This is a genomic window from Micromonospora sp. NPDC048040 (assembly GCF_055587185.1).
In genome coordinates this window covers 89,563-102,673 of sequence record NZ_JBVJGT010000009.1, presented here as the reverse complement: position 1 = coordinate 102,673, position 13,111 = coordinate 89,563, and the positions used below count along the sequence as shown (strand labels likewise).

Below are 13,111 nucleotides of genomic sequence, written 5' to 3'. Positions count from 1 at the left end.
GATCATGGTTTGGGGTGGTCCGGTTTTGCGCGTAGCCAGATGAGGATGTCGGCGATCTGCACGGTGGCGCGGTAGCGGCAGGCGAGTTTGTCGTACCTGGTGGCCACGGCGCGGAACTGCTTGCGTCGGTTCATCAGCCGTTCGATGGTGTTGCGCTGCCGGTAGCGGTGCGGGCGGAAGGTGGGTGGGCGGCCACCGCGTGATCCTTTCCGGGCCCGGTGGGCTTTCTGGTCGTCTTTCTCGGGGATGTCGTGCGGGATGCGTCGGGCCCGCAGCGAACGGCGGTTGCCCCGTGAGCTGTACGCCTTGTCCGCCGAGAGGGAATCGAGGCGTTTGCGCGGACGGCCGATCCGGCCGGGGCGTGCCACGGCCACGTCGTCGAGCAGCCGCACCAGTTGGCGGGTGTCGTGGTCCTGGCCCGGGGTCAGGTGGCTGGTCAGGTTCCGGCCTCGCCCGTCCCCGATCGTGTGGATCTTCGTGGTCCACCCGCCGCGCGACTTGCCGAGCCCTTCCCGTCGCGCTGCGTCACCACTGCTCAGCCCCCTTTACGCGCGCCGGCGGCATGCTGGTGGGCACGCACGATCGTGGAATCGGCGTTGCCGTGCCAGTCCAGGCCCCCGGCAGCGTCCGCGTCGGCCGGCAGCATCGCCTCGATCCGCGCCCAGGTCCCGTCTTCCTGCCAGCGGACGAACCGCTTGTACAGCGTCTTCCACGGCCCGTACCGTGCCGGAACGTCCCGCCACGGCACCCCGGTCCGCACCCGGAACACGATCCCGTTGATCACCTGCCGGTGATCACGCCACCGCCCACCACGCTGCGGTGTCATCGCCGGCAGCAACGCCGCGATGCGCGCGTACTCGACGTCCGTCAGCTCGAACCGTCCACCCACGACAGGTGTTGATAGCCGAACCTTGCCCCAAGATCCAGGAGACACGCCCTAGTCGAAGGTCCGCTGCTCGATGGCGGCGGCTCGTCGTGCGCCCGCCCTGCGGGCGCACGCGTGCGTCACGGTCCGCTCGAACACCGCGGAGCGCTGTGGGATGCCACGGGTACGAGGTGGTCGTGAACGACCTGGGGCAGTACTCGACCTGGCCGGCCGACCGGGAGCCACCGGCCGGCTGGTGGCAGGTCGCCGCACCACGGCAGACCGTGGGGGACCGGCGAGGCGGCGGCCCTCCTGTTCGCCGAGGCCGGCAAGCGGGCACTCGCGCGTCGTCTATATGTTCGGTAAGGAGCGGGCGTCGCCCTGGCCGCGCAATTTCGACCGAAGTCGTAGCCGAGATGCGTCGCGTTGCCGGGAAGTTCTTTCGTATCCGGCACATTCGCCGTGACCAGCGCCGATGTGGCTGAGGGTCGGCGGGGCGGATTATCGCGGGTTCACGGTTCTGTAGCCGCCATGCTACGGTCGCTCGAAGCACATGCACGGCACTCTATCTAAGGGCTGGACGCAGCCTGCGACTGCCGCCGATGTCTGGGCTTTGTGGGAAAGTTGAGCTAACGCCACGCGATACGGGGGTTTCCTGTGGCAGGCAGCAGAGTCATGACTGGCTCCCGGCGAACACTGGGAACGGTGGCCCATTCGGCCGGCGGTCGGGATTTCATCCGCGGCGTTCCCCTGACCTCGTCCCATGCGATTTGTCGGCATCGCGGTCCGTCAGCGGGCAAATGCGACACCCTTCACCGAAATGCATGTGCCGCGCCTTTGCCGGGCACCGCACATGTCCGATGAGTCATTTCGGGTCGACAGTGCGGAAGTGCGGATAACCACCAGCCAACTGTGGGATACGCTTTCCAGCCTGTCGATTCTTCGACGCTACGGCGACCGGGCTCCCTGGCCCTACACGCGCTGGTCGGAATGGGCCTACCGGCATCTCCAGCACAGTCCGAAGCTCACATCCGTGCGGTGGTGGCAGGAACAGCAACCGGCTCCCTGGCCGGAATTCGTGCGGCCGTTGGCGGTCCCCACCGGGCTCGGGTTGCGCAAGGAACTGGCCGCCTTGAGGTCCGGCGCCGACGCGGTGCTCGCCGAATGGGCGGCGAAACACGTCCCGCGAGAAGCGCTGCCGGGGACGGGTGACGATCCCACCGAAGCGGTGAACTGGCTGGCCGACGGTTTCGCCGCGTACTGGGAGCTGGCGCTGGCGCCGCTCTGGAACCGGATGGGCGTCCTGCTCGACGACGAGCTGCTGCACCGGGCGAAGACGCTGGCGACCGAGGGACCCGCTGTGCTGCTGTCCCAGGTGTCGGCGCGCCGCGGAGCTCAGTTTCGTCGTCGCGGTGACACCGGATCTGACCGTCGTGGCCACACGTACGTCATGCCGCTGATCTTCTACACGGACGATCCCGCTACGTTGACGGACGACGCGGGCAACGTCGTGATCGTCTACCGGGCCGGGGGAGTGGCGACCCTCGCCGAGGCGGTCGGCGACACCGGCGGCACCGCGGCCCGCCCCGCCGAGGCCGGTACGACGAGCAAGCTCGGCGTACTCATCGGGCGAGGCCGGTCGATGGTGCTGAAAGCGGTGGATTCTCCGAACACGACGGCGGGGCTCGCGGACGAACTCAGCCTCGCTCCCAGCACGGTGTCCGAGCACCTGGCCACCTTGGCGGAAGCGGGACTGGTGAGCCGGCGTCGAGTGGGCCGCCATGTGCTCTATGAAGTCAACTCCGTGGGCGCGGCGCTGGTCCGGCTGATGGACGAGTCGATGGACTGGGCCAGTCTGCCCAACAACCTGCCACGTCGTAGCGTGCCGCGGTAGCGCGTGGTCGGCGGGGCCCGACCCCGGACGTCGTGCACGACATCACGCGTCTGGGGCCGGGCCTCGTCAGCAGTCGGTCGGGAGCTCCGCTAGCCGCGGCTGGTGCCGGCGAAGGAACGGTCCCGGTCGGGACGGCGGGCGAACTGTGCCGCCTGCATGCGATACATGTCCGCGTACCGCTCGTTCGCTCGCATCAGCTGGTCGTGGTGTCCGTGTTCGACGATCTCGCCCTGCTCGAAGACGTAGACCCGATCCACTCGCGAGAGCGAGGCGAGCCGGTGCGTCACCAGGACGACCATGTGCCCCTGCTTGGCCAGCTCCATGGTCCGGTCGAAGATGTCGATCTCCGTCTGCGGGTCCAGTGCGGACGTCGGCTCGTCGAGGATCAGCAGCGGCGCGCCCCGGTACCAGGCCCGTGCCAGGCCGATGCGCTGCCACTGGCCGCCGGACAGGTTGGTGCCGCCCCAGAATTGCTGTGCGAGCAGCGCGTCCCAGCCGTCCCGGAGATTTTCGATCACCTGATCCGCCCCGGTCGCCTCGGCCGCGGACCACAGGCGATCCGTGTCGGTGACCGCTTGCGAGCGGCCGATGGCCACGTTGACGGAGGCGGTGAACGGCCACTCGACGGGCTTCTGCGCGACCAGCGCCACGTGTTCGGAGAGCGTGGCCCGGTCCAGCTCACCCGTGGGCACCCCGTCCCACTCGACGGTGCCGCCGGTGGGCAGATAGAGCCCGCTGAGCAGCTTGACAAGGGTCGACTTCCCGGAGCCGTTGGCCCCGACCAGGGCCACGACCTCACCGCGCCGGATCGTGAAGTCGACGTTCCGCAACACGGGTGCGGGGGAGCTGGGGTACCGGAAGGTCAGGCCCTTCGTGGCGATGGTGGCGGGTGCGGTGGCGACCGGCTGCCCGCCGCCACTGTCGGACAGCTCCTCGGCGCGCTGGCACGCCTCCTCCCAGTCGGAGACGTAGAGCGTGTCCTCGAACAGCTGCTGCCCCTGGATGAGGAGCGAGCCGACGCTCATCGTCGCCGACCGGATGGCGAGCGCGGCCGTCGCGGCGAAGGCGAGGGGGATCTGCCCCTCGACGGCGGCGAAGATCAGGAGGCCGTAGGTCAGCATCATCGCGCCACCGGCCGCGGCGCTCGTGATCATCTGGACCCGTGCCTCGCGGTTCGCCAGCGAGATCTCCTCGGCCACGGACTCGAGCGAGAGCCGGTCGTGGTGGCCGAGCAGGAAGCGCTGCACCCGGTGCGCGCGCAGCTCCTCCGCGGCCTCCCGGGTGGTGAGCAGCCGCGCCAGCATGTCCAGCTGCCGCAACAGGGGTTGCCGGCGGCGCATCGAGGCGTGCCACCGGCCGGCGATGTGGATCGACGCCCACGCCCGTGGCACCAGGGGGAGGAAGAGCAGGGGCAGCAGCCGCGGGTCGAGCACCACCAGGACCGAGCCCACGGTCACCACGGAGATCAGCCCGCTGCACATCTGCACACTGCTGTCGATCACCCGCTTGAGGGCGTCGACACCGCGCCGCCCCGCCGCGACGAGGTCGTTGACCTCCGGGTCCTCGATCGCGCTGAGCCGTGCGTACGAGGCCTTGCCGAGCAGTTCGCTCTGGGCCGCGTGCGCCACCCGGGGGGCCAGGCGCCCGGAGAACCGCAGGCTGACCGACTTGCAGGTGCCACCGCACACGGACGCGGCGACGACGACCAGGAGGGGTGGCAGGAGCGCGGGCAGCCCCCGGCCGCCGGCGATGAGCCCGGTGAACAGGTCGCGCAAGGCAAGCAGGTTGACGGCCATAACGACGCCCGACAGGAGCTGGCAGCCCACCACGAGAACCAGCGCGACCCGGTCCACTGACCAGCTCCACCGCAGCACCAACGCCACGATGTGCGGGAGACGACGAACCATCGCCGCCTTGTTCGCGGAGCGTGCCTGGCGCCAGTTCTCCGGGGCCAGCCGGATACCTTTGCCGAACAGCGCGTCTTTCGTCACCTCGTCTTTTGCCGCGCCGTCTGTTGTCGCGGCTTCCTCAGTCACTGCGTTTTTTGCCACGGCCGGCCTTCCTGACGCAACCACACCATCACCACCACGTCTCAGGAATTGGTGGAACAAATCTGGCAAGAACCTGCGATCAGGTTGAATGGCAGTGAGCCGGCAGGGTGGCCGGCCGTGGGTTCCACATGGCGAAACAGAACCGCGGTCCACGTGTTCAGTGAATTGTGTACCGCTGCCCAGCCCGGCCCGATGTCCTCAGCCGGACGAGGGAAGGTGGATCAACTAGCCCGCGCAGCGGGGGCACTCGTACGCGATGGTGACCGTGCCGCAGGTGTAGGCGCAGGTGTTCATGCAGGTCGCAAAACACGTCCAGAACGTGATGGAGTCGGGGCCTGCTTCCGTGCCCGTCGCCTGGACGCTGGTCGTACGCAGATCGAGGTCGAACTCGCCCATTTGCCACTGCCTTTCTCGTCGCGTTCGGTCAATTGAAGGAGGCGCCGGCATGCTTTCCCTCCGAGGACGCAAGGTAGTCGTGTGCGAGGCGATTGCGCCATAATTCGGCTGCCGCCGAATAGTCGGAGAAGTGTTGACCAGCGGGGTTCGCGTCGTGTAGCCAGTTGTTGGCGGGTGAGCGACGAAAGGCTATGCGGTGACGGCGACTGGTGTACACGGAACCGGCGAGGACATGGTGACCGCGGAGGTGTCGATCGGCAGGCTGGCCGGTTTACCGACGCATTATCCGATGCCTATGCCCCCGGATGACCCCGGCGACCAGGACGGGGTTGTGACATTTCTCCGTGCGGTAGCGGCCGATCCGGTGCTCGCCGAGGCGATCACGGTCTCCAGCCCGTCGCTGGCGAGAACGTTGCAGGACGTCACCGAGGCGCGCCGGCTCAAGCCCGCGAAGCTGCGGCGGGCCTGTCTCGCGACGATGAGCTACCTCTCCCGGGCGACGCACCGCACCACCCCGTTCGGCTTGCTCGCGGGCGTCTGCCCGGTCGCGCTCGGCGACGAACCCAAGATCCGGATCGGCACCGAGCACGCCAAGGTCGCGTACGCCGACTACGGCTGGCTCGCCGGGCTGGTGCGTACGCTGCGCACCGATCCCGCGGTGCTGCCCACCCTCTCACTGATCGCCAACGACCTCTGCGACGTACGGGACGGCCGCTTCGTCCTCGCCTACCTGCCGGTCGACGACGCGCAGGCGAAGAACCGCGACCTGGAACGCACGGTCCGGCGAACCCGGGCCACCGCCCTCGCCCTGGCATCGGCGCGCACCCCGATCCGGTATCCGGACCTGCTCGCCGTACTGCGGTCGGAGTTCCCGGACGTCGAGCCCGCGGTCGTCGCCCGGGCGATCGCGGGGCTGGTGGAGAGCGAGTTCCTGCTGACCGACCTGCTGCCGTCCGTGACCGCAGTGGATTCGTTGCGCCACATCGTGGACCGGCTGCCGCACGACCACCCCGTCCGAGGCGAGCTGACCGAGCTCGACGAGCGGATCCGCGAGTACGGCGGCACCGGCATCGGGGGCGGCCGGGACTCGTGGCGGGACACGACCTCGCGCGCGAGTTCCCTGCACAATGCGGAGAACCTCCTGCAGGTCGATCTGCGCGTGGATGCAGACATCACGCTCCCGAGAGGGCTCGGCGCCGACGTGGCGGCGGCGGTCTCGATCGCGTGGCGGCTGCAGGGCGGTACGACCGACGCGGCGTCGGCGATGGCGCCGTACCGGATGGCCGCCGTCGAGCGCTACGGCGCGGGCCGGCTGGTGCCGCTCCGTGAACTGCTCGACCCGATCACCGGCCTGGGGCTGCCGGACCACTACGAGGGCCACCACCACGACGCGGATGGGTCGAAGCGACGCGACCGCGCGCTCGTCGCCCTGGCGCAGGAGGCGGCGTTCACGGGACAGCGTGAGGTGCTGCTGGACGAGGCGCTGGTGGCACGGCTGGCCCATCGCGACGGGGAGCCGGGGCCTTCCGAGAGCGCCGAGGTGCTGGCCGAGCTACTCGCGGACGACGACGAAGCCCTGCGCACCGGGGACTACCGCCTGGTGCTGACGAACGCCGGCAGCCGGCCCGGCGCCATGTTCGGCCGGTTCCTCCACGCCGTCGGCGAGCTGGCCGGCCCCGTCGCGCACCGGCTCCACGACCTCCACACCGCGGCGCCGGACGGCGAGGCGGCGGTGCCGGCCCAGGTGTGCGTGCCCCCGGGCGCCTCGCGGCAGTTCAACGTGCTGCGCACCCCGCTGCTCGCCGGCAGGGCGATCTCCATCGGCGGTGGGCTCGGCTTCCCGGGCGCCGATACCACGGTGAGCACGCTCGACGACCTGGCCATCGCGGCACACCACGACCGCATGGAGGTGCACTGCACGCGCACCGGCACCGAACTCGTGCCGTTCGCACCACACGCGCTGAACCCCGCGATGCTGCCGCCGGCGGCCAGGCTGCTGCTCGACATCGGTGCGCAGTGGGCGCCGCCCATCATGCCCTGGTACTGGGGCGCGGCGGCCAACGCGCTGCCGTACCTGCCGCGCATCCGGCACGGCCGGGTGGTGCTGTCCAGCGCGCGCTGGATCCCGGACGCCTCGCTCACCGGCAGCGACCTGAGCTGGGAGCGGTGGCGCGTGCGGTGGCAGGAGTGGAAGGAGCGCTGGCGGGTCCCCGACGTCATCTACCTGACCTTCGCCGACCACCGCCTCCGCGTGGATGTCCGCCGCGAGGCCGCCCTGCGCATGGTGCGCGCCGAACTCGACCGCAAGCCGGGCACGGCCATCTACGAGGAACCCGCGGGAGGCGAGTACGGCAGGGGGTGGTCTGCCGGGCACGCCAACGAGATCGTCTTCGCCGTACGGGGAAAGCAACAGGGAAGGCAGCCCGAGGGCGAGCGGCAGAGGAAGCACCGCGACCGGGTGCCCGCGGCCTCCGCCGCATACCCGCCCGGCGGTGAATGGCTCTACCTCAGCGTCCTCTGCCCGGCCGCGGTGCAGGACCAGATCCTCGCCGCGCACCTGCCCGAGCTCGTCGACCGGGCCCGCGAGTTCTGCGACCGGTGGTTCTTCCTGCGGTACGCGGAGGACGGCAAGCTGTCGCTGCGGATCCGGTTCCACGGCGACCCCGGCGACCTCAACGGAAGGCTGCTCCCGGCGGCACATGCGTGGCTGTCCGAGCTGCGCGTGGCACACCTGGCCGAGGAGATGCTCCTCAGCACCTACCGCCCGGAGATCGGCAGGTACGGCGGCCCGGCCGCGATCGTGGCCGCCGAGCACGCGTTCGCGGCCGACTCCGAGCTGGCGCTCGAGCTCACCGCCATGCTGGCCGACGGGCAACTGGACGTACCACGGAACCTGCTCGCCGCTGCCAACCACCTCGACCTGATACGCACCCTCGCACCGGACGACTGGAACACGTGGCTGGTCGAGGCGTATCCGAAGGACGACCGGCACCACAAGGCATTCCAGGCGCACCGCCGCCGCGCGCTGGAACTGCTCGACCCGGCCGACGACTGGGCAGCCCTCCGCGAGGTCCCCGGTGGCGAGCGGCTGCGCGACGCGTGGCGGCGGCGCGCTCCCCGGGTGGCCGCGTACGGGCGGCTGATCCGGGACATGGTCGCCGACGGGCGGCTGGCCCCGCACCGGACGGAGTTCAGCTCGCTGCTGCACCTGTCCCACAACCGGCACACGGGGACGGACAGGGACGTCGAAGCCTCCACCTACGCCGTGCTGCGCGGGTTCGCGCAGGCCCAACTAGACAAGGACCGGCACCTGGGATGACCACGACCATCACCGGCAACCAGGCGCTCCGGCAGGAGGCCGCGGCCGCCGTCGCCGAGATCGCCGCCCGGCTCGACGATCCGGAGCGCGTGGCCGCACTCAGCCTCGCCTCGGAAGAGGCCGCCAAGCCGACCGGGCAACCGTACAACCAACCCTGGATTCCGCTGGGCCTGGCCGACAGTTACGTCGGCGTCGCAACGCTCTACGCCGAGCTGGCGCAGGCCGGCGACGAACCGGACGACCGCTACCGGAAGGTCGTGCACGACTACCTCTCCCACGCGCTGCACAACCCGCAGGGAGTCCCGGCGAGCGGGCTGGGACTGTACATGGACGCCGTGTCGATCGCGTTCGTCGCCACCTGCGCCGGTGCGCGTACGGGTGACTTCAGCAACCTCGGCAGGCAGCTCGACGACCTCATCGCGCCCGATGCCGGCAACGGCATCGACCGCATCCGGGCCATGATCGAGGAGCGGGGCGGGGTCAGCGCCAGCCCGGACTACGACGTCATCTCCGGGCTCACCGGGCTCGGCCGGCTGCACCTCATGCGGCACCTCCAGCACGGGAGTTCGCGTGCCGGGCTCGACGCCATTCTCGGCCTCTTCACCGAAGTGACGACGGCACCTGACATCACGGTCGGCGGAACGCGGATCTCGCCCTGGTACTCGCTGGACCGGATCGGGAAGTGGCCGGACGAACCCGGCATCGTCAACCTGGGTATCGCGCACGGCATCGCCGGCCCGCTGGCGCTGCTGTCCTTCGCGCAGCGCGACGGCGTCACCGTGCCCGGCACGACCGAAGCGGCGGAGGGCATCGCGCGCCTGTTTCTCGAGTACCGCATGCTGGACGAGTTCGGCCCGTACTGGCCGGCCGGGATAACCGTCCAGGACGGCGCGATCGTGCCCTACTCCGAGGGGCGCATGCGCGACGCATGGTGCTACGGCTCGTTCGGCGTCGCGCGGGCGATGCAGGTGGCGGGCGAGGCCTTCGGGCGACCGGACTGGGTCCAGGAGGCCGTCGCCGCCGCGAACGCGGCGGTCCGCGCCGCCGAGGCGCGCCCCGAACTGGTGACCGACTTCGCGCTGTGCCACGGATGGGCCGGGATCCTGCACACCGTGCAGTGCATGGCCGCCGACACCGCAGACGCCGAGCTGGCCGCGGCCGCCGAGCGCATGGCCAGGCGCGTGCTCAGTGGCTTCGATCCGGACAGCGCGTTCTGCTACGTGGAGAACAGCATGCCCCCGGTGGCGGCCGACCGGCCGGGATTCCTCCTGGGTGCAGCGGGGATCGCCCTCGCGCTGCACGGGTTCGCGACGGGCCGGCCCTCGGTGACCATGTGGGACGCCGCGCTGATGTTCAATTAGCGGCCCGTGTACGACACGGACATCTGGTCGCGTGGGATCGCTCCCCGGGAGTGCTGCGCGGCAACGGCGAGACCGGCGGCGACGTCGGCCTCCGGGTGGGAGGCCGACGTCGTGGCGCGATCAGAAGGGCCACTGCTCGCGGGATCCCGCCTCGATGAGCGGGATCATCGCGAACGCCGCGTCGGACAGGCCGCCGAACGTGTGCCGGTTCCCGGCCGTCGGGGCGTGCCCGACCCGGTATCCGGCCAGGTTCCAGGTGTACACCGGCACCTGCCCGGGCACCGCCGCCGTCACGTCCACCGAACGGTGCCAGTGCGCCTGCTCGTCGGTGAGGATGACCACCCGGTCGTGCCCGGCGTAGTGCCGACGCACCGCCTTCTCGGTCTCGGTTCCGCCGCCGTAGAAATAGCCGTCCTCCTTGAACCGGCGCACCGCCGCCAGCACCGACTCGCCCGCGACGGCCGGGAACACCCGGGTGTCGTGGGAGAAGGACACGACCGTCGCGTCCTGCGCGCGGGCGGCCAGCGCCAGGCCGAACACGGTGGCCGCGTCCCAGCAGCGCAGCGTGCCGTCCTTGCTGAAGGCGCTGTTCATCGAGCCCGACGTGTCGATCAGGACCAGCGTCCGACCGTCCAGGGCCGGCACGTTCGCCAGCGCGTGCTGCAACGCCTTCTCCAGCGGGTACCCCCACCGCAGGCTCGGCGCCGCGTTGTGGGCCGACAGGAAACGCATCGGCAGCACCCGCGACCTGGCAACCTCGCCCGGGTCGGACAGCTTGGCCGCCACCGTCTCGGCGACGGCGTCACTGACGCCGGCCTGGTCGAAGTTGCGCAGGTTGCGCAGCAGCGCCAGGTAGCCCATCGTCGGGATGATCGCCTCCCAGGCCGGGGCGTCCATCGCCGTCTGCCGCCAGCCGGCGAGGGCCTCCCACGTCATGCCGGCCGCGCCCAGCACCGCCGGGTCGGTGATCTCCTGACGCCGCTCGACCGGCAACGCCATGAGCTCGGCCCGCGCCGCCAGCACGGTCAGCGACGCCGGCAGCGGGTTGTCCCGCTGGTGCCGCCGGTCCAGCGCGTGCCGGAACAGCTCACCCTGCCGCTCGTCCCGGGCGGTCGGGTGGGTCAGGTCGACGACGTCACCGAACCGGACCGCGTTGCGGTCGGAGTCGTACTTGAGCAGGCTCCGCTCGTGGTACAGCCGCACGGCCGCGTCCGCGATGCCCCGCTTGACCGGCTTCGGCAGCGCCCGGCCGTGGCGACCCAGCCAGTAGGCGAGGGCCTCGCCCGGCTCGTCCGCGCGCTGCAACGCCGAGTTCACGATGGACCGCGATCCGGGAATGCCGGCCGCCACCTGCGCGCGGGCACCCTCGAGGGCGGCCACGACAGCCGCCGAACGCAGCATCGCGCCGGTGCGCAGCCACGGCACGAAGCGGGCGAACCAGTCGGGGTCGGCGACGGCGACGGTGGCGACCAGCTCACGGAACCGAGCATCCCGGTCGGCGGCGCCCTCGTAGAAGGTGTCCTCGCCGACCATGTTCGACACGCCGAGCAGGAACAGTTCCGTGCGCGGCCCGCGGGCGAAACCCGGGGCGCCCTCGGCGGTGACGACCTCATGGTCGTCTTCGTGCCGGTTCTTGCGCAGCTTGAGGTTGAACTTGGCCATCACGTCCCCCATGTTTCGTACGAGAGGACGCGGCCACACGCACACCCGAGACCAGTGTCGGCGACGGACTTGTCCGCCGCTCTGTCCGATTGAGCTACCCGCCCGAAGGCATGGGGGGACTCGAACCCCCACCTGCGGATCCCGTGAAGTAACCGTCGCCTGCGCACCGGGTGTGCTGTGGTCGCGCCTCCCGAGATCGGAGCCGGTGACGGATGCGCCCTTCGCAGGGGCGTTCGCCCCTCCAGAGGTAACCGTCACCTTCGCACCGGGAAGTGCGGACCGACCGTAGCGGCGGCACCGGCGGCCGGGCAACGGAGTTTGCCGTTCCGCGATGGTGGGTGGCAGGAACGGTCGCGCCGCGTACCCGAGACCAGAAGGTCGACGACGGAAATGCCTATTGCTCTGCCAACTGAGCTACCAGCACTGAGGCTGGAGGGGACTCGAACCCCCGACCCATAGATTAGAAGTATCCGTCGTCTGCGCACCGGGTACGCGGCGTGAGCACGTCCCGAGACCGACGACGGCGACGGGCTCGTTTGGGAAAGAAGTATCCGTCACCTTCGCACCGGGACGTGCGGCAACAACGTACAGGCGGCGGCTCGGGAGCGGCAAGGGATTTCGCGTCCGTCAGACGTTCACGCCGCTCACCCGAGACCAAGGTTGGACACGGCGTGTGCGGGCTCGAACCGCAGAGCCCTATTGCGGGCTCTCTGCCAGAAGTAACCGTCTCCATCGCACCGGGTGAGCGGCGTGAGCGCGCCTCCCGAGACCAGATGCGGCAACGGAGACCGGCCCTCGCGGGCCAAGGTGACCTGGGCCGCTGGTCGACACCGCGTTTCGGCGGCGGCGGGATTCGAACCCGCGTCTCCCCGTGGGAAGCGGAAGTAGCCGTTGCCTGCGCACCGGGAGGTGCCCGACCACGGTAACGACCCCGTACACGTCGGCCAACCGCATTTATCTCGTCCCCTGAGCGGCGGAAGTTAGCGGCCGCCGCGCTTGTGCTTCGAGCGGCTTGTGAACGCGGCACCGTCCCGGGCTCGCGGAGTCGAGGGCTGCGGCGGCGTACGCCGAGGGAACCAGCGCCCGAACGGGACGCGGGACAGCGTCAGGGGGACCGCCACGACCAGGATCCCGAACCCGACGGCGCCCAGCCCTCCCTGTACGCGGCCCCGGTGCCCGCTGAGTTGGTCGAAATCGGTGACGAAGTCGCCCGGATCGCCCCGGTTGACCCAGATCCGCATCTCGTCGCCGACGGACCGGCACACCTCGAAGCAGGCGACCTCCCGCGTGTACGTCCGGCCGGACAACTCGTACCGGACGTGCATGGTGGTCGACGTGCCGCCACGCTTGGACCCGCGGTCGTGGACGAGTGCCCGCGCCGGCACGCCCTGCGCCCGCAGGTCGGTCTTCCAGTCGTCGAGTGCGTACTGGGTGTGGAACGGCAGCCAGAGCAGCGCGCCGCCGACCACCAGCAGCAGCACGCATCCGACGGTCACCCAGGCCGGGGACCGTCGCGGTGTGGTCGCGGCATGCACCCGGTCATCGTGCCGGCCGCCCGCAACC

Annotated in this window: 9 protein-coding genes; 4 read left to right on the top strand and 5 right to left on the bottom strand. The window is 70.4% G+C overall.

Annotation, left to right across the window (positions count from 1 at the left end):
* Window positions 1-2: 2 nt before the first annotated feature.
* Window positions 3-826 (bottom strand): IS5 family transposase gene (locus ACZ6O2_RS12610; RefSeq protein ID WP_466022910.1). Its coding sequence is split into 2 segments (ribosomal slippage): window positions 3-542 and window positions 545-826, totalling 822 coding nucleotides; the frame shifts between segments, so codons are not numbered across the junction.
* Between ACZ6O2_RS12610 and ACZ6O2_RS12605 the strand changes: the two genes are divergently transcribed.
* Window positions 820-1,350 carry an MbtH family NRPS accessory protein gene (locus tag ACZ6O2_RS12605; protein ID WP_466022909.1) on the top strand — a complete coding sequence of 177 codons (531 nt, stop codon included), beginning with the start codon at window positions 820-822 and terminating at the stop codon, window positions 1,348-1,350. The genes ACZ6O2_RS12610 and ACZ6O2_RS12605 overlap by 7 nt on opposite strands.
* Window positions 1,351-1,628: 278 nt before the next feature.
* On the top strand, window positions 1,629-2,759 hold the full coding sequence (locus tag ACZ6O2_RS12600; protein WP_466022908.1) for an ArsR/SmtB family transcription factor: 1,131 nt from the start codon (window positions 1,629-1,631) through the stop codon (window positions 2,757-2,759).
* Between the two features lie 89 nt (window positions 2,760-2,848).
* Here the strand turns inward: ACZ6O2_RS12600 and ACZ6O2_RS12595 are convergent, their stop codons facing one another.
* Entirely contained in the window at window positions 2,849-4,750 is a 1,902-nt protein-coding gene (locus ACZ6O2_RS12595) for an ABC transporter ATP-binding protein (protein ID WP_466022907.1), read from the bottom strand.
* Window positions 4,751-5,035: 285 nt separating this feature from the next.
* Window positions 5,036-5,206 (bottom strand): hypothetical protein, encoded by a 171-nt coding sequence (locus tag ACZ6O2_RS12590; RefSeq protein ID WP_350706137.1) that lies wholly within the window; start codon window positions 5,204-5,206, stop codon window positions 5,036-5,038.
* 331 nt (window positions 5,207-5,537) lie between these two features.
* Between ACZ6O2_RS12590 and ACZ6O2_RS12585 the strand changes: the two genes are divergently transcribed.
* Window positions 5,538-8,525: a lantibiotic dehydratase gene (locus ACZ6O2_RS12585; protein ID WP_466022906.1), complete on the top strand. Its 2,988-nt coding sequence runs from the start codon at window positions 5,538-5,540 to the stop codon at window positions 8,523-8,525.
* The gene (locus ACZ6O2_RS12580; protein ID WP_466022905.1) at window positions 8,522-9,886 is read left to right on the top strand and encodes a lanthionine synthetase C family protein; all 1,365 of its coding nucleotides are present in this window, start codon (window positions 8,522-8,524) and stop codon (window positions 9,884-9,886) included. Before ACZ6O2_RS12585 ends, ACZ6O2_RS12580 begins: the two co-directional genes overlap by 4 nt.
* Window positions 9,887-10,006: 120 nt before the next feature.
* On the opposite strand, the gene ACZ6O2_RS12575 is transcribed toward ACZ6O2_RS12580, so the two are convergent.
* A complete protein-coding gene (locus ACZ6O2_RS12575) occupies window positions 10,007-11,560 on the bottom strand; it encodes a TROVE domain-containing protein (RefSeq protein WP_466022904.1) in 1,554 nt (517 codons plus the stop codon).
* 968 nt (window positions 11,561-12,528) lie between these two features.
* The gene (locus ACZ6O2_RS12570) at window positions 12,529-13,083 is read right to left on the bottom strand and encodes a DUF3592 domain-containing protein (RefSeq protein ID WP_466022903.1); all 555 of its coding nucleotides are present in this window, start codon (window positions 13,081-13,083) and stop codon (window positions 12,529-12,531) included.
* Window positions 13,084-13,111: the final 28 nt, after the last annotated feature.

What these genes read in the sequence shown, in the direction of transcription:
- ACZ6O2_RS12600 (WP_466022908.1), top strand. Translation starts at nt 1,629, where the DNA reads ATGCGATTTGTCGGCATCGCGGTCCGTCAGCGGGCAAATGCGACACCC.
- ACZ6O2_RS12590 (WP_350706137.1), bottom strand. Translation starts at nt 5,206, where the DNA reads ATGGGCGAGTTCGACCTCGATCTGCGTACGACCAGCGTCCAGGCGACG.
- ACZ6O2_RS12580 (WP_466022905.1), top strand. Translation starts at nt 8,522, where the DNA reads ATGACCACGACCATCACCGGCAACCAGGCGCTCCGGCAGGAGGCCGCG.
- ACZ6O2_RS12575 (WP_466022904.1), bottom strand. Translation starts at nt 11,560, where the DNA reads ATGGGGGACGTGATGGCCAAGTTCAACCTCAAGCTGCGCAAGAACCGG.